The organism is Bradyrhizobium sp. AZCC 1577, from assembly GCF_036924575.1.
Taxonomy (GTDB): Bacteria; Pseudomonadota; Alphaproteobacteria; order Rhizobiales; family Xanthobacteraceae; genus Bradyrhizobium.
The window spans coordinates 6,811,120-6,834,380 of record NZ_JAZHRQ010000001.1 but is presented as its reverse complement, the minus strand read 5'-3'; the positions used below and the strand labels follow the sequence as shown (position 1 = coordinate 6,834,380).

The window sequence follows — 23,261 nt, the reverse complement described above, 5'->3', positions numbered from 1 at the left end:
GGTAACCTTTGCCCCGTCGGGCAGCGCAAATATGGCTTTTGACAACCTGACGATCAGCGCGGCGGTACCGGAGCCCTCCACATGGGCCATGATGATCCTGGGCTTTGCTGGTGTTGGATATCTCGCCTATCGCCGACGCAATCAGGCAGCCACCCTCGCGGGCCTGATCAAATCAGATCCGAGAATACAGAGACCGCCTTCGGGCGGTTTCTTTGTTGCGCGCCTGAGTCGCGGCACGTCAAAGGCTGCAGGGTGTCAATTCACTGGGATGTTGCCAATACCCTCCTTTCTACGATCCTCTACGATTTGCTCTCCTGACTGATCGACGCCCTCGCCCCGTCATTGCGAGCGAAGCGGCTTGTCCGCCGTAGCCTTGGCGAAGGCGGAAGCAATCCACTTCTCCACGCGGGGGAAGAAATGCTTCGTAGCTACGCTCCTCGAAATTGTGCATGTCGCTAATTCGCTGATTGGATCGCTCCGCCGGGAGGGCGATCCGATGCGCGACAACAGCTGTGACCGGACGATTGAACGCAACTATTTGCAGAAGTGGCGATTTTTGATTCCGGAGTACGGCAGGTCGAGGCTCGTCTCGCGCCTCAGGCGAGGATACGCGGTGCGGCGGTGGCCCTGTCGCCCGTATTCGGCGTGCCCGTCGGCTCAATCAGCAAGATGTGCACCTCTCCGCGCGCGACCGGTCGATGCTCAACGCCTTTCGGGACGACGAACACTTCGCCTGGATTGAGGGTGACCGTCCGATCACGGAGTTCGATGTCGAGCGTGCCTTCGAGCACCAGGAAGAAATCGTCCGTGTCGTCATGTTTGTGCCAGTGAAACGGCCCCTCAAGCTTGGCGACCATGACATCGTTGCTATTGTAGGTCGCTACCGTGCGTGGGGAGAAGCGGTCGGTGAAGGTTGCAAGCTTCTCGACGAGGTTGGCGGGTGACTTCATCTCGATTTTCTCCGGTGAATGGTGTGGAGCGCTGATCAAGCTGGCCCCTGGCTTGCCACTGATCTGGCGTAGACCAGGAACCGCCGCGGAATGGCACCGCATAGCTCGCCCAGTTTCGGGCCGAAGTGTGTCCACGTCTCCGCTATGAAACATAACCGATGTGTCTTGAATGGGCTCGGAAGAGGTGGCGCACCCGACACGTGTGACCTTCCTTCGGAGGGTAACGCTCTAAGCTGCTCGCCGATAAAGAAAACAGGGCTTCCAGTGTCGTGGGTTTAGGCATGTAGCGGACCCCCGCTACCAATTCTGCCCTTTTGCCGAAGCTGTCAGGATCGAGAGAGGTAGCGTGGCAGCTCGCGCTCGAACTCGGGAAAGTAACGGGAGATCGCGGTGATGTCGAAACGCCGCAGGATCGATTCCTGAGGCTCGCGATCAAGCAGGAATTGGAATGCTGTCTCGATGCAGCGCTCGGGCGTGTGCGTGCCCATCGTTAGTCGTTCGCAAGTCTCCCTTGCCATCGTGACGTGATGGCGAGTCTCGCCGTTTCCGACACCGACGGTGACCTCGAATTCAAGTGGATCGTCTTCGCCGGTTCGCTCGACCTTGATCACAGCCTGCTCTCACCGAAATCGGTTCAAATCGGTCGTTGTATAGATTCATACTAACACGGCACGGCGGTTCAAAGAAAGTTGCGAAGGCTCGCCGCAAGTTTCATTTAACGCCTCTGCGAACGGATGCACGCTTCCTGAAGGAACTGCGATCGCACGGAAGACCACGTTGGGAGCCATGTCGGATTTTCCCATGTCTTTTCCCATGTCGGATTTTCCCATGTCGGATTTTCCATGTGGGATTTTCGGTGGCGAGGCGATCGATCGTCGGCGGTTTGCTGGCATTTGGGATGACTTCCTTATCCTCGGTGGGCTCGAGTGGAACTGCTGGCGCAGCAGATCGTTGAGCCCACGATTGCCGCGAGCGTCTGAGCGCTCTCACAGAAACTGACGGCGGCCAAACGTGCCAGCGTCTGACGTCAAAACCGCGGTGAGGCGATGACAAAAGGCTATGGAAGCGCACATGGCTCCTGGAAATTTGGCTCGTAGAAATTTGGCTCGTGGAAATTTGGTTTTCAGCCGGCGCCGGGCGTCGATGATGGGCGGGACGACCGTTTTCGCGATCACGGTGATCGCGAATATCGCGCAGGCAACGGTAAATTCTCCGGGCAAGGCTTCCTTCATGGGCAGGTCGGCGACATTGATCGATCGGGTTGCTGGTACTGAAGATAATGGTGGGCCCGGCGATTTCGCCGATCTCGCCGAAAAAGTTCAACCGGCCGTGATTGGGGTGCGTTCCAAAGCGACTGCGACGCGCAAATTTGGTGCGCCTGAACAGCGCGCTCCGAAACGGGAGATTCCAGGGGCGGATCCGGATGCGTCTGATCGAGGGAAGGCACCGGAAACACTCGAACTGATCAGTGCTGGATCAGGCTTCTTCATCTCTCCGGACGGTTATGCCGTGACCAGCAGTCACGTCGTGGAAGACAACGACACGGCCGAGATCCGAACCCGCGACAACCAGGCCTATTCGGCAAGAGTCATAGGAAGGGACTCGTGGAGTGATATCGCCTTGATCAAAGTCGACGGACGCACCGACTTCAGCTACGTGAAGCTCTCTGACCAGCCGCCGCGCGTGGGTGATTGGGTGCTTACCGCCGGGAATCCGCTTGCGATGGGAGGCACCGTGACGGCCGGTATTGTTTCAGCGCGCGAGCGCGACATCGAGGTTGGTTCAGCGAAGGATTTCATCCAAATCGATGCGGCAATCAACAGCGGCGATGCTGGCGGTCCGAGCTTCAATGCCCGAGGCGATGTCATCGGTGTCAACAGCATGATCTTTTCGCCCTCCCAAGGCTCCGTGGGCGTTGCTTTTGCGGTCCCGGCCGATACGGTCAAGGCAGTGATACCGCAGCTAAAGGAGAAGGGCGCGGTCACGCGCGGATGGGTCGGAACTAAAGTTCAATCGGTCACTCCTGAACTTGCCGACGGCCTCGGACTGAGCAATCTCCGCGGTGCGATCGTGGTAACGGTTCAAGACAATGGTCCCGCTGCGAAAGCAGGATTGCGAAGCGGAGACGTGATCACCTCGGTGGGTGGTGAGTCAGTCAAGAACGCCAACGAGCTAACCAGGAAAGTCGGTGCGATGGCGCCGGGCTCTTCGACCCAGCTCACGGTGCTTCGGCAAGGAAAAGAGAGCTCGTTGAGCGTGACCCTGGGTCAGCAGCCGAATGAACCCAATGCGTCCGCGGCAAGCCCAAGGGAAAATCCAAGGGAAAATCCAAGATAGCTGGCGTTCGAAGCAGCTCGCGAAATCTCGACCCGCGAGAAGTTCGAAGGAGCCGGACGCATACACGTCGGAAGAATCAAGGTGGAGCGTCTTGATGTGTGACTACAGCCTGCATGCCATCCAATCGCGTCCCGCAAGAGCGGGGGACGTGCTGCTAACGGGCGAATTCCCCAATACGGTGACACGCGGGTTCTCCGCGATCGGAGAGCCAGGAATTGCCGTGTGCCTCTCGCCGGGTACCGAACTTGCTTTCAGCGAGGACGTTGTATGCGATCACCCGTTCGCGAAGCTCTTCCCGCAAATGCGGTTTGGGAGCATTGGGGCGCGGCTGGCGCGTTTCCGGCAAATCAATCGGGGAACCAATTCGCACCATGACGGACTGGAATTTGCGAACGGCAAGATCGTGCTTCTCACAAAGCTGCGTCCCGGTCAGAGGGCAACGGTGCTGCAGCTTCCTGCACAGCGCGAGATCGACAGGAAGCCGTTGACGGCGGAGCAGAACCGGCGCTCGTCAGTTCGGGGGCTGTCCTAGTTAGAATTGCGGCTGTCGCCGTCGGCAGATTGAAGTCCGGAGCGGTGTCCATGTCGATATCCATCGGCACGCGCCGGAAGCGTGCGGTTCGGCAATGCGCAGGCGATCGCTCGTTGCGGCGACTTCGATTGTCAAAAAGGATTTGCGATCGCGGCGAAGGGCGGCGCTACAGCAGGCCCATAGCTAGTCTGCGCGATGATGGAGTAGTGCCGCTGATTTGCCCGACGTGCCAAGTGTTCGCGGAATCGCTCAAGGTATCATGCCAGCGACTATTGCTACTTTGCATGGGGTTGTTTTCCATATTTCGCGGTTGAGAGCTCGGCCTCCTGCCGCATTGATCTCAACGGCAACGGAATCGAGCTGACCAGTGGCTGGGCCGTCACATGACGTAGGGAGGATAGGCCAGGTCCAGGCCCGCGACGAGCTTGCCCAGTTCGACCAACAGACCGGGCGACGCCGGGGCCGCACCTCGATGGCAATCCCCACCGTGGCGACCGCGATCACGGTGCTTCATCAGACGATGCGGGCGCATAGCGAAGCTCCCAAGGTTACGAGGAGGATCCCGGTGAGTCTGTTGAACCAATCCAGCGCGGCTTTCTGCAAGCTCCGAAACATCGTGTTCGTGCTGAGGGTGAGGAAGAGATACCAGGATGCACTGCCGAGCATAACACCGATGGGCGTCGCCAGCGCGCGTTCCATGATCAGCGGTTGGCCGGTTTCCAGCGCGGGCGCGACACCCAGGTACGGCAGTATCGTCATCGGGTTGGCGGCGGCGATCAACAGGGTCGATGTATAGGCCGAAAGCAAATCTGCGCATGTCGGATCTCCGCATGTCGAGCCGTGCGCTGCGTCCGTGGACACGAGAATGGTTCTGAGGCCTATCAAGACCAGCACGATCCCTCCCGTGATGCGCAGCGGCGTGTGCAGGGCGAGCGTCATCTGCGTCAACACGGTCCCGCTCACCACGGCCAGGCAACTGAACATCCCGTGGGCCGTTGCCGCACCCATGCCGCTCGCAACTCCCATCCGGATTCCGAATGCCAGCGTCCGCTGCACGCACATCAAGCCAATCGGGCCGAACGGGATAGCGACGAACAGGCCCAGCGCCGCCGCCGGCAGCAAGTGCGCGATGAACGGCGTCATTTCCAGAACGGCTTGGCTGCTTCGGTCATGGCCTCTTGCCGCGTCTTGCCGATGTCCTTGAGAAAGTGGTCATCGAGCTCCGCCAAGGCTCGTCGCTGCCGCGACCGCTCCGAACACTGGGCACACCAGCTCAAGAACCGTGTTCCCCATCCAAGTCGACATGTCTCAGCGCCGTCGTGATGGCTGGGCGCTGCGGCCGCTTTCCGACTCGTGAGCGAATTGACGCCTGCGATTGTAAAAATCATCGGATGCTTCATGTGAAACCTCCCGTTCGATTTCGATAGGTCAGCTTGCAGCAGCGTGAATAGGTCGAGCTGCGACCCGCGGCCGTGAATTGCTTCACAACTCACGCGCTCGTGTCTCCAAGTTGTGAGTTCGCGATTCTGCAAGCCGGCGGATGTCCGCTTAAATGCGATTTGCGGTGATGTTTGATCTGCGATTTGGAAAGTGCGTGCGGGTGCGAAATGGAACGCGCCCGCCCTGCATCAACCCGTCGACCTTTCAACGGCCCGACACTAGAAAGCGAAGCGGTATGACGGAAGGTCCAATCTGCGGATAATCAATCAGTCCAATTCAGGCGGCGCCTCAGGACTGTATTTGTCGGATTGATTGACCTGAGCGCGTCGCTCACGCCGCTTTCGAGCGTCGAGACGCGCGCTCATCGAAGCATCTGCGCAGCCGCCTCAGCCCTTCGGCAATCCGCGCCGTATCGATCGCCCCATATCCCAGCATGATGCCGGCCTGAGGCTCTCCCTCCAGCGGGAAGGATCGAATGGCAACGCCGAGATCGAAGGCTCGTGATGCAATCGCATCGATATCATCAACCGACGCTGTTCGCGCGTAGGCGGCGATATGCAGCCCGGTGGTCGACGGAACAAGATCGAGGTATTCGCCGAAGTTCCTCTTGATCCCCGCGGTCAGCATCTGATGCCGTTCGCTATAGATGCGGCTCACCTTGCGAATGTGACGCGCAAACGCGCCCTCGTCGATGAACTGCGCCAGCGCGCTCTGCGCCATTGTCGCTGTGTGCCAATCGGTGACAAACTTCGCCTTGTACGCCGCCTCTCGCAGCGACGGCGGCACGACCATGAAGGCCAGCCGGAGAGTCGGCAGCAACGTCTTGGAAAACGTGCCGACATACACAACGCGACCGGTCGTATCGAGGGTCTGAAGCGGCTCGAGCGGACGTCCGCCGAAGCGAAACTCGCTGTCATAGTCGTCCTCAACGACAACCGCGTTGTGGCGCTCGGCCCAGGCAAGCAGTGCACGCCGACGCGGCAGGCTCATGGCCATGCCGAGGGGAAACTGATGCGAGGGCGTCACGTAGACCACCCTGGCCTCGGCCGGCAGCGCCTCCACGACCAGGCCTTCGCTGTCGACCGGCACACCGATCACGCGCGCGCCCAGCGCCTTGAACAAGTCCTTTGGAGGCCGATAGCCCGGTTTCTCCACCGCAACGACATCGCCGGGCTCGAGAAGCACGCGTGCGACGATGTCGAGGGCCTGTTGGGTGCCATTCGTCACGATGACGTCGTCGGGCGATCCGGAAACGCTTCGTGAGATGCCGATGTGGCGAGCGATCGCCGCGCGCAGGTCCCAATTGCCCGCAGATTTCTCGTAGACGCCTGCCACCATTTCGTGCGAGTGCAGCGCACGGGCGACAACCCGTCGCCAGGTTTGGTGCGGAAACAGCGAAGCGTCTGGAATCCCGGCTCTGAAGTCGAAACGCGCCGCGCGGTCAAAGCCGCTCGGAAGCGGTATCGTCTCCCACACTCCACGCACCCGAATTGCGCGGGCTGTCGATCGCCTTGTTTTCGACGCCGGACGTCTTGCCTCAAGCTGATGGCTGACGAACGTCCCGGAGCCCGCATGGGATGTCGCGAATCCTTCCGCAACAAGGCTTTCATAAGCAATCGCCACCGTCGATCGTGCAACCGTCAGCGCGGCGGCTAGTTCTCGCGTGGGAGACAGCCGCTCTCCAGGCCGAAGGCGCCCATCCAGAATTGCCTGCCGGATCTGACGGTAGATTTCTCCGCTGAGGTCACTTCGACCAACAAGACTGACATGAAAGGCCACAGTCCTGAGCCCTCTTTCCTTCGCATTGGACCGGCAACCCTACATAAGGGTGTACGTTCCATCATACCGGTCTGCAGGTTCCTTCACGGACTGTCAGAGCCGCGCGGCGGGTGAAGCGCCGTTCTAGGAAACCGGGCAATCTCACTAGAATTGGAACCCGTGTCCTCGCACGGCGTTCCCCACCGCGGGTGCGGTGATCGGTCTCGATCGGCTGCAAGGTGCGACGCGGTCTCGGATCCGAGTGTCTGGACGTATGCGATCGCTGATGGCGTGTGGCGCGAACGTCTGAATGCATGTTTCGTCGATTAACTCAGTATAAGAGTCGCGATGACAAAATTTCCCATGACGGCTGCGGGCTACGCTGCCCTTGCAGATGAACTGAGGCACCGCATCCGCGTCGAGCGGCCCGATCTTGTTCAGCGAATTCAGCAGGCGATCGCCGACGATCCAAATCTGGTTGAGAATTCGGAATATCAGGTTGCGCTTGCAGAGCAAAGTGTCAACGACACTCGAATTGCCGAGTTGGAAGACAAGCTCGCGCGTGCAGATATCGTCGACGTATCCAAGCTTTCCGGCAATACCATCAAGTTTGGCGCCACGGTGACGCTGATTGATGAGGACACCAGCGAGGAGCGGGTCTGGCAGCTCGTCGGCGAACCGGAAGCCGACGCGAGCAAGGGGAAGATTTCGATAACTTCACCGATCGCCAGGGCGTTAATCGGAAAGAGCAAAGGGGAAATCGTTGCCGTCGAGACGCCAGGCGGCCGCAAGGCGTTCAGGGTCCGACAAGTGGAGTGGTTTGAGGCAAAGCGAAAAAGGCGCGAGCAGGTGTGAAACGGTGGCTCGATCTTCGGGTCGGGCACAGTATCGCATCAGATATTGTTATCGCGATCGTCACGCACGCGCCTGGTTCGGGCTGCTAGCCTTTGAACGATGCAACAACTCGGTAACTTCCTGATCCGAAGTCTGGCCGAAATTCCTGTAGTGCATGCCGACCGCAAAGAACGGATCGGGGGTCTTGAGGCAAATGATCTCGTCTGCCTCCGCACTCAGCTCGTCAAGCGAATCGCGTGGCGCAACCGGCACCGCAAGAACGAGGCGGCCCGGCTTCGCCCTTGCGAGCGCTCTCAGCACGGCTTTCACGCTTCCGCCGGTGGCGATGCCGTCATCGACGACGATGATCGTACGGCCGGCAATCTCTGGCGGTGGATCACCGTCGCGGTAAAGGCGCCGTTGACGCTCGATTTCGGCAAGCTGGCGGGCAGTCTCGGCTTCCAGGTAGGCCGCGCCCGGCTGGATCTCGCGAACGATGTCCTGATTGAGCACGACCTGCGGATGGGCGCCATCGACCACCGCACCGAGCCCGAGTTCCTCATGACCCGGCGCGCCGATCTTGCGCACGAGCGCGACGTCGAGCGTGGCGTGCAGCGCTTGCGCAATCTCGAATCCAACAGGAACGCCGCCGCGCGGCAGCGCAAGCACGACCGCGTCCCTGTCCCTGAACTTCATGAGCGCCGACGCCAGCCGGCGTCCGGCGTCTCGCCGGTCGGCGAAAACCGTATCGGCGTCGATCACCTCTTCGGAGAGGGGCGACGCCAGGAATTGGCGGAACCAGCGCGTGGCATATTGCGTCACCTGCTCGAGCGCGCCGGGTTCTTCGAACAGATGCGTCGCCTTCGGCACGATCACGAGGTCCTTCTCGCAAGAGAGTTCTGCAAAAGCCGAACGGTTGAGCGGAATCACCGCTAGGTCGGCTCCACCAACGATCAGCAGCGTCGGCGCCCTGACGGCATGCAGCGCATGGCCGGCCAAATCCGGGCGACCGCCGCGCGAAACCACCGCAGCGACGTTTTGCCGGTCGGCAGCCGCGACCAGCGCGGCCGCTGCACCGGTGCTTGCGCCGAAATAGCCAATCGGAAACTTCGCGAGCTCTGGCCTGTTGCGGGTCCAGTCCGCGGCGTCTGCAAGCCGTGATGCCAACAGCGGGATATCGAATACGTTGCCGCGGTCCCGCTCCTCCTCCGGGCTGAGGAGATCAAGCAGCAGCGTGGCAAACCCGGCCTCACGGAGGGCCGCTGCGACCTGGTTGTTGCGTGGGCTTAGACGGCCGCTACCGCTGCCGTGCGCAAAAATGACGATGCCGGCCGCATCGTGAGGCACGCCCAAAATGCCCGCAAGGTGGTGCGGACCGACCAGGACTTCGCTGAGCTGTTCTCGTGCACTCGCCATGATCAGAACCCAAAGGGATAGGTCTCTGCCGCGCCCGCTACGGCTCGTGTCGCAAGCGGTGTCACCGCCTTGGTATCTTCGAACCAGACGAACGCGTCGAACTGTTCGGGCAACACCGCCTCGAAGTAGTGGCTGAGGAGCTCCGTCTCGGGTCGATAGATGACGCCAATGGCTCGCTCGAGTCTGGGGCCGGTCAACCTGTCGCGCAGCTCGCTTCGGCCGGGCGGCCGCAAATCGGTCAGTGATTGCGCCAGACCTGTGCGGCGGAACAGGTATTCATAGCTGTCCTCGCGTGCCGGCCGAACCGACTTGATCTCCATCTCGCCGCCCCAATCGGAGGCCGCAGCCACCGTGCCGCGATCCGTGCCGAACCCGATCAAGACAGCCTCGTCACCGTAGGCGTTGCGGACAAGCTCGCCGATATTGAATTCGCCGCCCCAACCCATCGAAGTTGCCGCGGCGTTGCCGATGTGGGAGTTGTGGGCCCAGACCACCGCCTTCGCCTGCGGCCCGCGTTCCTGCATCACATATTGCAGCGTGTCGAACATGTGACGGTCGCGCAGGTTCCACGACTCGGTCGAGCCGCGATACATGATGCGGTAATACTGCTCGGCCGCGCGCACGATCCGCGCATTCTGCGCGGCATTGAAGAAGGCCTCGCCGCCGTCGTTATACGAAAGCCGATGCGACAGAAGCTCGCGCAATTGAGCCACCACCTCGTCTTCGCAACTGTCGCGGCCGGACAGCACGGCGCGTCCGTAACCGGCAGGGTCTGCCTGCCACGGCGTCAGGCAGGAATAGCGTTCACGCGCCGCGCGGGCGCGTTCCGGGTCGATGCCTTCGAGATACGCGATGACAGCGGCAATGGAGCTGTTGAGGCTGTAGACGTCGAGCCCCCGGAACTCGACCCGCTGGTCCGCAGCGCATGCGCCGTTGTGGAAGCGCAGATAATCGATGAATTGCTTCACTTCGATATTGCGCCACATCCAGGTCGGAAAACGTTCGAACGGCCGCTCCTTGGGCGGCCCGGATGGCAGTTGCCGCACGAGGTGATCGAGCACTGCTGAGTCCGGCCAATCGGCTTCGACCGCGACGATGTTGAAGCCGTGGTGCTCGATCAACTGGCGGGTGATGGCGGCACGTGCCCGATAGAATTCTGAGGTGCCATGTGTCGCTTCGCCGAGCATCACGATTTTCGCAGGGCCGAACCGGTCGAAAAAGGACGTGAAATCGTCCTGCTCCGGAGCCGGGAGATGCTCGCCTGCCTCGTGCAGGAGATCGATCAACTCGCGATTGGTCCTCTCGCGAACCTGTTCGGCTTCCGGTGAAAGGGCCATGCGCCGGGTTCCCTAGATGGCTGCTGCGCTTGTCCAGCATCGGCACCGACGCGCGGCTTGCAGGGATCGTCCTGAGCGCACGCGGGAAACGCCGATCAGCGTGCCTTGTTGAGGCAACTCAAGCGCCGGTCCGACGTTCCTTCGTATCGGCGGAATCGACCGGCAAGGCGTGTGGTTGCACCCCGGAGAACCGAGCGAGCCCGCCGTTGCGACCCTTTCATGAGCACGGGAGTCTGCATATGGTGTTCAAGTTGACGAGTCCTGCATTCGACGATGACCAGCCGATTCCGGCCAAATACACTTGCGACGGCCAGAATGTGTCTCCGCCGCTTCAATGGTCGGACCCGCCGCCGGGCACGAAGAGCTTCGCCCTTATCGTTGAGGACCCGGATGCACCGTCCGGCACGTTTCGGCATTGGGGCATCTACAACATCATGGGCGAGCGGACGATGCTGCCGGAAGCCATCGGTCACGGGCCAAAGACGGAGCGTCTCGGCAAAGGCGTCAACGATTTCGGCGAACTAGGCTATGGCGGGCCGGCGCCGCCCAAGGGTCATGGTACGCATCACTATCACTTCAAGCTGGCGGCCTTGGATGTCGACGAGCTATCGCGTTCGCCCAGCATGCCGATAGTCGACATCTGGAAAGCCGTCGAGAAGCACGCGATCGGCCAGGCTGAACTCGTCGGGACGTACCGCAGGTAGTGGCGACACGTTGCATGGAACGAGCGGGTCTCGGGGTGCGCCTGTGGCGTGCCCGCTCCCGCTCGGCACCTTGTTCCTTCTGTTTGCATCATGCCTCAGCCGGTGACCGCGCCCGCATGTTGCCCGCCCGGCCGCGAGATCCCATGCAGCGCGGTAGCGGCGCCGTCACCCGGCTTGGAAACCGCGATATCGCCGAGCGCAATGATACCGACCAGCCGCTTGTTTCGAGTGAGCACCGGCAACCGCCGCACCTGGATATCGGCCATGTTGCGAGTGACTTCATCGATATCCTGGTCTTCGAAGCAGTATTTGACATCTGCTGTCATGACGTCGCGCACCGGCGCATCCGGACCTCGGCCCATCGCCATTCCGCGCGTGGCAATATCACGGTCGGAGATCATTCCCACCAACCGATCATTTTCAGCCACCGGCAACAGCCCGATATTGAGCGTCGCCATCGCCTCGGCTGCATCCCTGATGCTGTCTTGCGCAGTGCAGAGCTGCACGGTCGTGGTCATGGCATCGCAAACTTTCATCTGGAGCCTCCTCTTGCCCGATAGGCGGCCAACGAAATTTGCAAGCGGACGTTCCCTCTATCGACCGGAAATCCAGGTGTGGAACATCGCGGGTACGAGTGTGTTCAACGTTCGGACCAGAGCAAAGCGGAGCGGATGACGATGGTGGGACGGCTGAACGGCAAATCATCAATCGTGACAGGTGCGGCGACGGGAATCGGCGAAGCTATCGCCCATAAATTTGCGCGAGAAGGTGCGAAAGTCATTGTTGCCGGACTGCCCGCCGATCCGGTGGAGGACGTCGTCCATGCCATCCGGGCGCGCGGCGGCGTGGCCGAACCCTTTCTTGGCGATGTTGCGGACGAGGTGGATGCGCAAGCCTGCATCGCCCTGGCGATCGATGCATTCGGCAGGCTCGACATCCTGATCAACAATGCCGGCGTGTTTCCCGAAATTGCCGAATGCCAGGATCACTCGGTCGAGATGTTCGACTACATCGTGCGTAACAATGTCCGTTCTGCATTCCTGATGACGAAGTTTGCGCTGCCACATCTGAAGCGCTCGCGGGGTGTCGTGATTTCGACGGGATCAGAGGCCGGCGAAATGGGTGAGCCAACGGCGGCGCCCTACGGTGGTTCGAAGGGCTTCCTTCACGCTTTCATGCGCGGCGTGGCCTACGAACAGGGCAAGCACGGCGTGCGCGCCCTCTGTGTGTGCCCTGGCCCTATCGATACGGCTTGGACGCACAAGGAAACCGGGCCGATGAACGAGCAGATGGAGAAGCAGACTCTTGCCGGTACTGTGCTCGGTCGGCGCGGTACCCCGGAGGAGATGGCCAATGTCTTTGCGTTCGCTGCGTCGGATGAGGCGAGCTTCGTAACGGGGGCGCTGATATTTGCTGACGGCGGCACCACGATTGCGAAGGGCGGCCCGGGGGAGATGGTGCAGAGCTTTGTGAGGGAGCAACCCAAGCCGACGCTCGATCTCAGGCACTCGCACGACGGCCTCAAGGGCAAGCCTGTCGAGAACCGCATGCACTAGATGAAGCTGCGAGCAGAATGCCGGTCGCGATCGAGTCGCTGCTGGTCAGGGCACCGGTACGGCCCGGCCCTTTCTGCCCGATTGCATCCCCTGGCTGAGGCGATCATCCGCGTGCTCGCTGACCGCATCCGTCGGCGGAAATATGCTGTCATATATTGCGCGGGCCTCTTGAATTAAGCGAGCCCGCTCAAGCTCCGGCTTCGGAACAAGTCGAATGACTTCGCCCATGCAGGGTCCCCGTCGGAAGGCATCATTGGTTTGCAGGTAGTTATGTTATAACGTAACATACGGTGGATTAGCGTCCTGTCAAGTCGCGTTTGGTCCGGTCGGCAGGCATCGGGATGCAACACGCCGGTCGCCGGACGACGCCGAAAACGACTGACGCTTCGCCGTCGCATCTATGCGTTGGTAGGCTGGACGCGCCGATGGCGTCGAGCTGATCGAAGAGGCTAGCGCCGCAATGCCGTCTCGGGGATGGCCCTGCGAACCACCTCGCGCATCGCAAAGCTCGAGTGGATGCGCGCCACTCCGGGCATCCGTGAAAGATGTTGCTTGTGGATGCGCTCGAAGTCCGCGATGTCGCGTGCGATGACCTGCAAGTGATAATCGTCGCTGCCCGACATCAAGTGACAGGACACGACATCCGGACAGCGGGCGATCGCCGCTTCGAATGCGGCCAGGTAATCCTCGCTCTGTTTTTCCAGCGTGATGGTGACGACAACGGTCGTGACGAGCCCGAGCGCAGTCGGCTCGAGATCGGCGCGATAGCCCCTGATAATCCCACCTTCCTCGAGTTGGCGGATGCGGCGCGCGCAGGCTGTCGGCGATAGTCCGACCTTTTCGGCGAGCTCGATCTGGCTCGCCCGGGCGTCGGCGAGGAGCTCGCTCAGAATCCGATAATCAATGCGATCCAGTTCATTCACGCGATAAGTCACTAATTTATGGCGTCAACATGCACAATATATGCGCAAATGGCTCCCAGCAAGCCGCAATTCGCCGAGAAGCGCTACCGACTCAGCAGTACTTTTATCTGCAGGCAGATGGCCTCGAATGCAGGAGCAAGCCCATGCGGATCGGTGTGCCCACGGAAATCAAGGTCGAGGAATATCGCGTTGGTCTGACGCCGGCTTCGGTGCGGGAGTATGTGACGCGGGGACACGAGGTGATCGTCGAGCAGGGCGCCGGGATCGGCATTGGCGCAAGCGACGACGTCTACCGTTCGGCCGGCGCTGCAATCGTGGATACGGCCGCGGAAATTTTCGCGACCGCTGATATGGTGGTCAAGGTCAAGGAGCCGCAGCCGAGCGAATGGCGCCAGCTTCGCGACAATCAGATCCTCTTCACCTATTTGCACCTTGCGCCGGACGCGGCGCAGACCAAGGGGCTTCTGGCATCCGGCTGCACGGCGATCGCTTACGAGACGGTGACCGACGCCCATGGAGGGCTTCCCTTGCTTGCGCCGATGAGCGAAGTGGCGGGACGGTTGGCGATCGAGGCGGCGGGCGCTGCCTTGCGGAAATCGGCGGACGGAATGGGTAAGCTGATCGGCGGGGTGCCCGGCGTGGCGCCGAGCAGGATCGCGGTGATCGGCGGTGGCGTGGTCGGCACGCATGCCGCGCGGATGGCCGCAGGGCTCGGCGCCGACATCGTTATCCTGGACCGCTCGCTGCCGCGCCTTCGTGTTCTTGACGAGATGTTCCAAGGGCGCGTGCGCACGCGCTATGCAACGCTGGAAGCGATCGAAGAGGAGGTCATTGCGGCCGACGTCGTCATCGGCGCCGTGCTGGTGCCGGGCGCCAGTGCGCCGAAGCTCGTCTCGCGCGCGCATCTCGGCCGCATGAAATACCGTGCCGTACTGGTCGACGTTGCGATCGACCAGGGCGGCTGCTTCGAGACGTCGCGGCCGACGACCCATCAGGCGCCGACCTATCTCGTCGACGATATCGTGCACTATTGCGTCGCCAACATGCCGGGCGCGGTGCCGGTGACGTCGAGCCATGCGCTCAACAATGCCACGCTGCCGTTCGGCCTTGCGCTGGCTGAAAAGGGTATCCGCGCGCTGATCGAGGATCCGCATCTGCGCGCCGGACTCAACGTGCACCGCGGACAGATCACCAATCGCGCGGTCGCCGACAGCCAGAATTTGCCTGCAGCGGCACCCGAAATGATTTTGGCGGCGTGACGCTGGCCGCCCGCTGGGGGTCGCAAGGTGACGGTGGCGTGACGCCATAGCCGGATTTTGCGGCACTCACCCAGCAGCCGAGGTTCGAAGCGATCTGAGTCCCGAAATGGCGCGGGGTCGTGGGGCGCTATGCGTCGGTCGCGCGGCCACACCCTTGAATCGGCTTTGCAATTCGATCGGGCTTCCATCATATAGGCGCCTGATTTCCGCCGCGCGCGCCATTTGGCGACTAATAAGCTCAGGGAGAAAGTCTCGTGGCATATTCGAATACCCAACTCTTCATCAACGGCAAATGGCGTCCGAGCCAGTCGGGCAGGACCATCGCCGTGCTCAACCCGGCGACCGAGGAGACGATCGGCACCGTTGCGCATGCCAGCCGTGCCGATCTTGACGAGGCGCTGGAAGCCGCCGCCAAGGGCTTTAAGGTCTGGCGCACGGTGGCGCCGTTCGACCGCTGCAAGATCATGCGCAAGGCGGCCGCGATCATGCGCGAGCGCAATGACGAGATCGCGCCGCTGTTGACGATGGAGCAGGGCAAGACGCTGGCCGAGGCGAAAATCGAAGCGATGGCGGCGGCCGACATCATCGAGTGGTTCGCCGAGGAAGCCAAGCGCGCCTATGGAAGGGTGATCCCGGCCCGTGGTCCTGGCATTTACCAGATCGCAGTCAAGGAGCCGGTTGGCCCGGTTGCGGCCTTTTCGCCCTGGAATTTCCCGATCAACCAGGTGGTTCGCAAGCTCTCCGCGGCTCTCGCAGCCGGCTGCTCCATTATCGTCAAAGCGCCCGAGGAAACCCCGGCATCTCCGGCGCAACTGATCAAGGCGTTCGCCGACGCGGGCGTGCCCGATGGCGTCATCAACCTGGTCTTCGGCGTGCCTTCGGAGATTTCGGAATATCTCATTCCGCATCCGGTGATCCGCAAGATTTCCTTCACCGGATCGACCGTCGTGGGCAAGCAGCTCTCCGCATTGGCGGGCTTGCACATGAAGCGCGCCACCATGGAGTTGGGCGGCCACGCACCGGCAATCGTGTTCAAGGATGCGGACGTCACGTCGGCGGCGAAGATTCTGGCGGCAGCGAAGTACCGCAACGCCGGCCAGGTCTGCATTTCGCCGACCCGCATGCTGGTGCAGGACGATGTGTTCCGTGAATTCGTCGACAAATTCGTCGAAGGCGCCAAGTCGATGAAGGTCGGCAATGGTCTCGATCCTGACTCGAAGATGGGGGCGCTCGCCAATCCGCGCCGCGTCACCGCCATCGAGGGCATGGTGCAGGATGCGGTCGGCAAGGGCGCCAAGCTCGAGACCGGCGGTCACCGCGTCGGCAACAAGGGCTATTTCTTCGAGCCGACGGTCGTCAGCGACGTGCCGAAGGACGCGCGCGCCATGAACGAGGAGCCGTTCGGGCCGCTGGCGTTGATCTCGCGGTTCTCGACCTTCGACGAGGTGGCCGAGGAGGCCAACCGCTTGCCGTTCGGTCTCGCGTCCTACGCCTTCACCAGCTCGACCAAGACGGCGACCGCGATCGGCGCGGCGATCGAAGCCGGCATGGTCTCGATCAACAGTTTTGGTCTGGCCCTGCCCGAAGTGCCGTTCGGCGGCGTCAAGGATTCCGGCTACGGCTCGGAAGGCGGCACCGAGGCGATGGAGGGCTATTTCAATACCAAGTTCATCACCCAGACCGGGGTGTGAACCAGGAAGGCGAAGCCAGCGCGGCTTGCTTCGCTCACGTGCTGTAGCCCGACGCTCCACCCGGAGCGTCGGGCTAATTTTTTACGATCCATGCAAGCAGCAGGATGACGAGCACGATCAGGCCCGCCGACAGGCTCTTCCAGAACACCAGCGGGTCGCGCTCGTAGAGCGAGCGCCGTGACGTGACGGCGGGCTTTGCCCACATCGCGCCGTTTTCGAGTTCGTGCGAGAATTCGATGACGTCGCCGTAGCGTTGTGCACGATCGACGTTGAGCGCCTTGCCGACCACCGCGTCCAGCCAGGCCGGCAGATCGGGGCGATAGCGCGAGAGGTAGGCTGGCTTGCCGAAGCGGGGTCGCGAGAACGGTTCGATTTCGCCATAGGGATAGGCCGCAGTGAACATCCGGTACACGGTGACGCCGAGCGCATAGAGATCGGAAAACTCGTCGCCGGGCCGCCCGCCGAACAACTCCGGCGCCATGTAGCTCGCCGTGCCCGGGATATCCTCGGCCGGGAAGTCCTCGAGCAACGGCACGCGCGCGACGCCAAGGTCGACCAGCCGCAATCCGCCGGCCTTCAACAGGATCACGTTGTCGGGCTTGATGTCGCGATGGATGATGCCGGCACGATGCAGGGTGGCAACCGCGCGCGCCAGCTTGGTCGCGATGCCGATGCCTTCGGCCAGCGAAAGCTGCGGCGAACGATTGAGGCGCTGTTCCAGCGTTTCGCCCTCGTAGAGCGGCATCACCGAATAGAGACGAGTCTGCCGTTCGGCAGGCAGTTCGATGATCTCTCCGATCCACAGGCTACGCACGCGGGCCGCGACCCATGCCTCGCGGACGAAGGCGAGGCGATAGGAACCCTCACTGGCAACGCGCGGATGTGGAAACTTCAGCACGACCTCGCGGCCCTGCCGCTTGTCAATCGCCTTGAAGAGTCGGCTGTAGCGGCCGTCCGATAATATTTCGCCGAGCGTGAAATCATCGATCACGTCGCCTGTCTCAGGCAAATCCAGGATTGGAAGCGTCGCGATCGAATGGGTGAGCTCGTCCCGGTCGGCGGGCGGCAGATCGACGACATCGAGCACCAGTGCGGTCATGTTGTCGGTGGAGCCGGCATTCAGCGCCGCGTCGACGAGTGCGCGAGCGGATTCTTCCGGCGAGGTGCGCTCGCTCAATAGTAGCTGCAGGCGGTGATCGGCGAGTACGCCGTGGACGCCGTCGCTGCAGATCATAAGCCTGTCGTGCTGCCGCAACCCGACGGTGGCGTAGTCGAAGCGGGCAAAATCCTCGAAGCCGATGGCGCGGTTGAGCAGGTGAGCGAGATCACCGCGTCCAGCGATGTGGTCGGTGGTCAGCCGCTCCAGCCGCCCCTCGCTCAGGCGATAGGCGCGGGTATCGCCGATGTGAATGATGTGGCAAAGCCGCCGCGACAGGATGATCGACGAGAAGGCGCAACTCATGCCGCTGAGGCGAGGATCGGTGCGGCCTTGCGTATAGATCCAGCTATTGGTGGCTTCCAGCGAGCGCGACGCCCGGCGGCGTACGCCGAGCGTCTCGGGGAGAGAATAATAGGCGTCGATGAAGCAACGAACCGCAAGCTCGGCGGCCTCGCGTCCGCCTTTGTATCCGCCGACACCGTCAGCGACGGCGGCGACGATGTCGCGGTTGCTTACCCCGGATCGGCCGAGACAGGTCCCGACATAATCCTCATTGGCGGAGCGCTTGCCGGTCTCGCTGACGAAGCCGACACGAACCCCGAGATTCCGCTGCGAACCGATTGTCACCCGCGCGACCTGTCAATTTGGCAGCGCGCGCCGTCAGACCCGCGCTCCCGATGCGGCGCCCCATGTGGTGCGCCAGCGCACCTTGACCATGGCAAGTCCGAGGAAACCAAGCAACGCCAGCAGGCCGAAAAACAGGAAGCCCGCGCCGAAGCCGCCGGTCATGCCCTTGGCGACGCCGAGGGCCTTGGCAAGAAAGAAGCCGCCGATGCCTCCGGCGCAACCCACCATGCCGGTCATCAGGCCGATCTCCTGGCGGAAGCGGAGCGGAATGAGCTGAAACACGGCGCCATTGCCCATGCCGAGCGCGAGGACTCCGATCGAGAATAGCAGCACCGACATCCAGGCGATCCGCGGCATTTCGGTGAGCGCCCAACCCGCAGCCGCTGGCGCGGCCGGCCCCTCCGGCATGAAGGCGATGACGAGATACGCCGCCACGACGACGCCAAAGAACATCGACAATGAACGGATGCCGCCGATGCGGTCGGCGATCAGGCCGCCGACCGGGCGGAAGCCCGAACCGAAAGCGACGATCAAGGAGACCAGCAGACCCGCCGCGACGCCTGATACGTGATATTGCACCGTGAAATACAGCGGCAACGCGTTGGCCAGTCCGACGAAGCCGCCGAAGGTGATGAAGTAGAAGAACATGAACCAGCGGCTGTCGGGGTCGCGCAGCAGCGTACCATAGGCCTTCAGCGAAATCGGTTTGCGCTCTCCGGGCGCGTCCTTGGCGGCATAGGCGTAGTAGGTGAGGATCAGCACCATCGGAACGAGCAGCACGCCGAACACGGCTTGCCAGCCCCAAAGCTCGGCAATCGTCGGCGCGAACATCGTGTCGAGCACGACACCCATGTTCCCGGCGCCGGCGATCCCCATCACCACGCCCTGATATTGCGGCGGATACCAGCGGCTGGCCTGCGGCAATGCCACCGCGAACGAAGCGCCGCCGATGCCGAGCGCGAGACCGAAGATTTCGACCGACAGCTTGCTCGGGAGCCCGAAATAGCAAACCCAGGACGTCGCGGCGATGACGACGAGTTGCGCGACAATTCCGGTCCGTTTGGCGCCGAACAGATCGGCGAGTATGCCCATCGGCACGCGCAGCAAAGCGCCGGCCAGAACCGGGATGGCGACGAGCGTGAACTTCTCGTCGACGGCCAGGTTCATGTCATGCACGATGTAGACGATCAACGGACCGAGCGCGACCCAAGCCATGAAGCTTATGTCGAAATAGAGAAAGGCGGCGAGTAGCGTGGGCCAGTGGCCGGCCTTCTTGAATTCAGCAAACTTCATCGAGCAGCCTCGAACAGCGGCCTGTGATACCGCGCGGGCCGCGCGGTGATCTCGGCACAAAGAGACGGAATTTGGGAAGCGAGTCGGCTCGTCGTTGAGACGCACTCTAGGCCTCAGCGTCAGCAATTCACGTGCCAGACAAAGAAGCGCGCCACTTAGCGTGTATTTGCAGTACCTTGCCGGGTGCGCCCAAACTGCCGCGAATGCGGCCGCTGCTCCGTTTGTTGGCAAAACCAGCCGCTCGAACGTGCAGTGTGGTGTTTTATTATGCTGTGCGAAGTATTAACGGAAAAGCTCTCCTGAAAGCCGCCAGTCCGGTGCCGTGCTATTTCCACGGGCACATTGCCATCGAGTAGCGGTGAAGTGTTCGCGTTGTGCACAATGGATAGCCCTTGCGGGTGATTTTTTGGGCATCCATGCACGCGAAGGTGCAGCCAGTTCCCGATTTATCGGCTGAAGCGCTGTGTTGCGCCCGAAGAATTACGGGTTCGGCGTTGGCACGTCTCTTGAATACGCAAGATATCGATCGTCATAGTCGACGATACTCTGCCCGCCGATGGGCGCTCCTCAATCATCAACAATTCTCGCCAATCGACGATGCAGAGTTGCGTCGCCCAGCGGGCCATCGGAACCTGAATTAGAAGGCAGAGCATGCTCGACAAAGTAAACAAGCCGAAGTTGGTGGTGATCGGCAACGGCATGGCCGGCATTCGCACGGTGGAATTGCTGCTGGACCGTGCGCCCCATCTCTATGACATCACCGTGTTCGGCTCCGAGCCATACGGCAACTACAACCGAATTCTGCTGTCGCCCGTGCTTGCCGGCGAGAAGACCGTCGACGACATCATGCTCAACACGGAGCAGTGGTACGAGGACAACGGGATCACGCTGCGCAAGGGCGAAATGATCGAGATGATCGATCGGCGTACCTGCGAAGTCGTGACGAGAGAGGGCGCGCGGGTACCCTATGATCGCCTGCTGATCGCCACCGGCTCGAACCCGATCATGTTGCCGCTTCCGGGCAAGGATCTCCGGGGCGTCATCGGCTTTCGCGATATCCAGGACGTCGAGCACATGGTCCAGGCCTCGACGAGCTTCAAGAACGCCGTCGTGATCGGCGGCGGTCTGCTCGGCCTCGAGGCGGCCAACGGCCTGATGAAGCGCGGCATGAACGTCACCGTCGTGCATCTGCTCGACACGCTGATGGAGCGCCAGCTCGATCAGGTCGCGGGCGGATTGCTGCGTAAGTCGCTGGAAGAGCGCGGCATGGTGTTCAAGATGCCGGCGCAAACGGAGGCGATTCTCGGCGAGGATCGCGTAACCGGTGTGCGCTTCGCCGACGGCGAAGAGATCCCTGCGGATCTGGTCGTGATGGCGGTCGGCATCCGCCCGAATGTCGAGCTGGCGCGCAAGGCGGGCCTCTATTGCGAGCGCGGCATCGTGGTCTCCGACACCATGCAGACCTACGACGGCCGAATCTACGCCGTCGGCGAATGCGTGCAGCACCGGCGCCAGACCTACGGGCTCGTGGCTCCCTTGTTCGACCAGGCCAAGGTCTGCGCCAACCATCTCGCCATGAAGGGATTCGCCACCTATGACGGGTCCGTGGTTTCGACCAAACTGAAGGTGACCGGGATCGACCTGTTCTCCGCCGGCGACTTCGCGCCGGGTGCGGACAAGGAAGAGATCGTCATGCAGGACGCCTCCCGCGGCGTCTACAAACGCATCATCCTGCGCGACAAGAAGATCGTCGGCGCCGTGCTCTATGGCGATACCATCGACGGTCCGTGGTACTTCCAGCATCTGCGCGACGGCACTGACGTTTCGCAGATGCGCGAGCGGCTGGTGTTTGGCGCCGCCAATCTCGGCGACGGCGGCCATAGCGGCAAGAACTCGGTCGCCGCCATGAGCGATGATACGGAAATCTGCGGATGCAACGGCGTCTGCAAGGGAACGATCGTCAAGGCAATCAGCGAAAAGAAACTCTTCACGATCGACGACGTGCGTGCCCACACCAAGGCGTCGTCGTCGTGCGGCTCCTGTACCGGCCTGGTCGAGCAGGTTCTCGCTTTCACGCTCGGCGGCGACTATTCGGCGGCGCCGAAGGTCAAGCCGATGTGCGCGTGCACCGATCACAGCCACGATGACGCGCGCCGCGTCATCGTCGAGAATGGATTGAAGACCATCCCCGATGTCATGAAGTTCATGGACTGGAAGACGCCGAACGGGTGCCACTCCTGCCGGCCTGCCCTGAACTATTATCTGCTCGCCACCTGGCCCGGCGAGTATCGCGACGATCAGCAGTCGCGCTACATCAACGAGCGCGTTCACGCCAATATCCAGAAGGACGGAACGTACTCTGTCGTGCCGCGGATGTGGGGCGGCGTCACGACGCCGGATGAATTGCGCGCCATCGCCGACGTCGCGGACAAGTTCAAGATTCCGACCGTCAAGGTGACCGGCGGACAGCGCATCGATCTTCTGGGCGTGAAGAAGGAGGACCTGCCCGCCGTCTGGGCCGATCTCAACAATGCAGGCATGGTGTCGGGTCATGCCTATGCCAAGGGATTGCGCACGGTGAAGACCTGTGTCGGATCGGAATGGTGCCGTTTCGGCACGCAGGATTCGACCGGCCTCGGTATCAAGCTCGAGAAGTTCATGTGGGGCTCGTGGACGCCGGCCAAGGTGAAACTCGCGGTCTCCGGTTGTCCGCGCAACTGCGCGGAAGCGACTTGCAAGGACGTCGGCGTCGTCTGCGTCGATTCCGGATTCGAGATCCATTTCGCAGGCGCTGCCGGTCTTCACATCAAGGGAACCGAATTCCTGGCCAAGGCAGCGACGGAGGAGGAGACGCTCGAAATCATTGCTGCACTGACTCAGCTCTATCGCGAACAGGGCTGGTATCTGGAGCGCATGTACAAGTGGTGCGATCGGGTCGGCCTCGATGCGATCCGCAAGCAGGTGGTCGACGATGTCGCCAACCGCAAGGCGCTGTTCAGCCGCTTCGCCCATTCGCAGCAATTCTCGCAGAGCGATCCCTGGGCGGCGCGCGCCCAGCGCGGCGTCGACCGTAACGAATTCACCCCGCTGGCGGAGCTCGAACTCGCATGACCAAATGGATCGAAATCGGGGCGTTGAATGACATTCCCGTTCTCGGCTCGCGCGTGGTGAGGACGGCCTCCGGAGACATTGCGGTGTTCCGGACCAGCGAGGACGAGGTGTTCGCGCTCGACGACCGCTGTCCGCACAAGGGCGGACCGTTGTCGCAAGGCATCGTCCACAACAAGCGCGTCACCTGTCCGCTGCACAATTTCGTCATCGAGCTCAGAAGCGGCATGGCGGTCGCGCCCGACGAGGGATGCACGCGCGCGCATCCGACCAAGGTGGAGAACGGCATGGTCTGGCTTAGCGTCCAAACGGCAGCGGTTGTGCCCGCCGAGTGAGG

Annotated in this window: 22 protein-coding genes and 1 pseudogene; 10 read left to right on the top strand and 13 right to left on the bottom strand. The window is 61.8% G+C overall.

The window, feature by feature from the left end:
• Positions 1-58: 58 nt before the first annotated feature.
• Positions 59-157: pseudogene (locus V1278_RS37080) on the top strand (PEPxxWA-CTERM sorting domain-containing protein); the annotation flags it as partial.
• A 439-nt stretch (positions 158-596) separates the two neighbouring features.
• On the opposite strand, the gene V1278_RS32245 reads toward V1278_RS37080, so the two are convergent.
• From V1278_RS32245 to V1278_RS32235, 3 genes are all read right to left on the bottom strand, one after another.
• On the bottom strand, positions 597-1,052 hold the full coding sequence (locus tag V1278_RS32245; RefSeq protein WP_334383520.1) for a cupin domain-containing protein: 456 nt from the start codon (positions 1,050-1,052) through the stop codon (positions 597-599).
• A 224-nt stretch (positions 1,053-1,276) separates the two neighbouring features.
• Complete coding sequence (locus V1278_RS32240) at positions 1,277-1,561, bottom strand: hypothetical protein (RefSeq protein ID WP_334383519.1); 285 nt, start codon at positions 1,559-1,561, stop codon at positions 1,277-1,279.
• A gap of 45 nt (positions 1,562-1,606) precedes the next feature.
• Positions 1,607-1,780, bottom strand: coding sequence for a hypothetical protein (locus V1278_RS32235; protein WP_334383518.1), 174 nt, complete (start codon positions 1,778-1,780; stop codon positions 1,607-1,609).
• 241 nt (positions 1,781-2,021) lie between these two features.
• Between V1278_RS32235 and V1278_RS32230 the strand changes: the two genes are divergently transcribed.
• Together V1278_RS32230 and V1278_RS32225 are read left to right on the top strand one after the other, a co-directional pair.
• Complete coding sequence (locus V1278_RS32230; RefSeq protein WP_334383517.1) at positions 2,022-3,287, top strand: S1C family serine protease; 1,266 nt, start codon at positions 2,022-2,024, stop codon at positions 3,285-3,287.
• 94 nt (positions 3,288-3,381) lie between these two features.
• Positions 3,382-3,819: a hypothetical protein gene (locus V1278_RS32225; RefSeq protein WP_334367287.1), complete on the top strand. Its 438-nt coding sequence runs from the start codon at positions 3,382-3,384 to the stop codon at positions 3,817-3,819.
• A 513-nt stretch (positions 3,820-4,332) separates the two neighbouring features.
• Here V1278_RS32225 and V1278_RS32220 read toward each other — a convergent pair.
• The 3 genes from V1278_RS32220 to pdxR form a co-directional block, all read right to left on the bottom strand.
• Positions 4,333-4,962: a LysE family translocator gene (locus tag V1278_RS32220; protein ID WP_334383516.1), complete on the bottom strand. Its 630-nt coding sequence runs from the start codon at positions 4,960-4,962 to the stop codon at positions 4,333-4,335.
• Positions 4,959-5,207: a DUF1127 domain-containing protein gene (locus V1278_RS32215; RefSeq protein ID WP_334384304.1), complete on the bottom strand. Its 249-nt coding sequence runs from the start codon at positions 5,205-5,207 to the stop codon at positions 4,959-4,961. Before V1278_RS32215 ends, V1278_RS32220 begins: the two co-directional genes overlap by 4 nt.
• Before the next feature lie 382 nt (positions 5,208-5,589).
• Complete coding sequence (pdxR, locus tag V1278_RS32210; protein WP_442893711.1) at positions 5,590-7,038, bottom strand: MocR-like pyridoxine biosynthesis transcription factor PdxR; 1,449 nt, start codon at positions 7,036-7,038, stop codon at positions 5,590-5,592.
• A gap of 327 nt (positions 7,039-7,365) precedes the next feature.
• Between pdxR and greA the strand changes: the two genes are divergently transcribed.
• Positions 7,366-7,872: a transcription elongation factor GreA gene (gene greA / locus V1278_RS32205; protein WP_334367292.1), complete on the top strand. Its 507-nt coding sequence runs from the start codon at positions 7,366-7,368 to the stop codon at positions 7,870-7,872.
• A gap of 60 nt (positions 7,873-7,932) precedes the next feature.
• On the opposite strand, the gene V1278_RS32200 is transcribed toward greA, so the two are convergent.
• Both V1278_RS32200 and V1278_RS32195 read right to left on the bottom strand, forming a co-directional pair.
• Positions 7,933-9,267 carry a phosphoribosyltransferase family protein gene (locus V1278_RS32200; protein WP_334367293.1) on the bottom strand — a complete coding sequence of 445 codons (1,335 nt, stop codon included), beginning with the start codon at positions 9,265-9,267 and terminating at the stop codon, positions 7,933-7,935.
• Positions 9,268-9,269: 2 nt separating this feature from the next.
• On the bottom strand, positions 9,270-10,604 hold the full coding sequence (locus V1278_RS32195) for an erythromycin esterase family protein (protein ID WP_334383514.1): 1,335 nt from the start codon (positions 10,602-10,604) through the stop codon (positions 9,270-9,272).
• A 239-nt stretch (positions 10,605-10,843) separates the two neighbouring features.
• On the opposite strand from V1278_RS32195, the gene V1278_RS32190 reads away from it, so the two are divergent.
• Positions 10,844-11,308, top strand: coding sequence for a YbhB/YbcL family Raf kinase inhibitor-like protein (locus V1278_RS32190; RefSeq protein ID WP_334367295.1), 465 nt, complete (start codon positions 10,844-10,846; stop codon positions 11,306-11,308).
• A gap of 95 nt (positions 11,309-11,403) precedes the next feature.
• Here V1278_RS32190 and V1278_RS32185 read toward each other — a convergent pair whose 3' ends face one another.
• Positions 11,404-11,844 (bottom strand): CBS domain-containing protein, encoded by a 441-nt coding sequence (locus V1278_RS32185; protein ID WP_334383513.1) that lies wholly within the window; start codon positions 11,842-11,844, stop codon positions 11,404-11,406.
• 135 nt (positions 11,845-11,979) lie between these two features.
• On the opposite strand from V1278_RS32185, the gene V1278_RS32180 reads away from it, so the two are divergent.
• Positions 11,980-12,864 carry an SDR family NAD(P)-dependent oxidoreductase gene (locus V1278_RS32180; protein ID WP_334383512.1) on the top strand — a complete coding sequence of 295 codons (885 nt, stop codon included), beginning with the start codon at positions 11,980-11,982 and terminating at the stop codon, positions 12,862-12,864.
• A 45-nt stretch (positions 12,865-12,909) separates the two neighbouring features.
• Here V1278_RS32180 and V1278_RS32175 read toward each other — a convergent pair whose 3' ends face one another.
• Both V1278_RS32175 and V1278_RS32170 read right to left on the bottom strand, forming a co-directional pair.
• Entirely contained in the window at positions 12,910-13,092 is a 183-nt protein-coding gene (locus tag V1278_RS32175) for a hypothetical protein (protein WP_334367299.1), read from the bottom strand.
• 221 nt (positions 13,093-13,313) lie between these two features.
• The gene (locus tag V1278_RS32170; RefSeq protein WP_245309210.1) at positions 13,314-13,787 is read right to left on the bottom strand and encodes an Lrp/AsnC family transcriptional regulator; all 474 of its coding nucleotides are present in this window, start codon (positions 13,785-13,787) and stop codon (positions 13,314-13,316) included.
• Between the two features lie 143 nt (positions 13,788-13,930).
• Here V1278_RS32170 and ald point away from each other — a divergent pair, with 143 nt between their 5' ends.
• On the top strand, positions 13,931-15,046 hold the full coding sequence (ald, locus tag V1278_RS32165) for an alanine dehydrogenase (RefSeq protein ID WP_334383511.1): 1,116 nt from the start codon (positions 13,931-13,933) through the stop codon (positions 15,044-15,046).
• A gap of 254 nt (positions 15,047-15,300) precedes the next feature.
• Positions 15,301-16,737: an NAD-dependent succinate-semialdehyde dehydrogenase gene (locus tag V1278_RS32160; RefSeq protein ID WP_334383510.1), complete on the top strand. Its 1,437-nt coding sequence runs from the start codon at positions 15,301-15,303 to the stop codon at positions 16,735-16,737.
• Positions 16,738-16,810: 73 nt separating this feature from the next.
• Here the strand turns inward: V1278_RS32160 and V1278_RS32155 are convergent, their stop codons facing one another.
• Positions 16,811-18,523: a bifunctional protein-serine/threonine kinase/phosphatase gene (locus V1278_RS32155; RefSeq protein WP_334383509.1), complete on the bottom strand. Its 1,713-nt coding sequence runs from the start codon at positions 18,521-18,523 to the stop codon at positions 16,811-16,813.
• A gap of 33 nt (positions 18,524-18,556) precedes the next feature.
• Positions 18,557-19,816 (bottom strand): MFS transporter, encoded by a 1,260-nt coding sequence (locus tag V1278_RS32150; protein WP_334383508.1) that lies wholly within the window; start codon positions 19,814-19,816, stop codon positions 18,557-18,559.
• A 651-nt stretch (positions 19,817-20,467) separates the two neighbouring features.
• Between V1278_RS32150 and nirB the strand changes: the two genes are divergently transcribed.
• Positions 20,468-22,927 (top strand): nitrite reductase large subunit NirB, encoded by a 2,460-nt coding sequence (gene nirB / locus V1278_RS32145; protein ID WP_334367305.1) that lies wholly within the window; start codon positions 20,468-20,470, stop codon positions 22,925-22,927.
• Positions 22,924-23,259, top strand: a complete 336-nt coding sequence (gene nirD / locus V1278_RS32140; protein WP_028349497.1) for a nitrite reductase small subunit NirD — start codon at positions 22,924-22,926, stop codon at positions 23,257-23,259. The genes nirB and nirD overlap by 4 nt, the downstream gene beginning before the upstream one ends.
• Positions 23,260-23,261 lie beyond the last annotated feature (2 nt).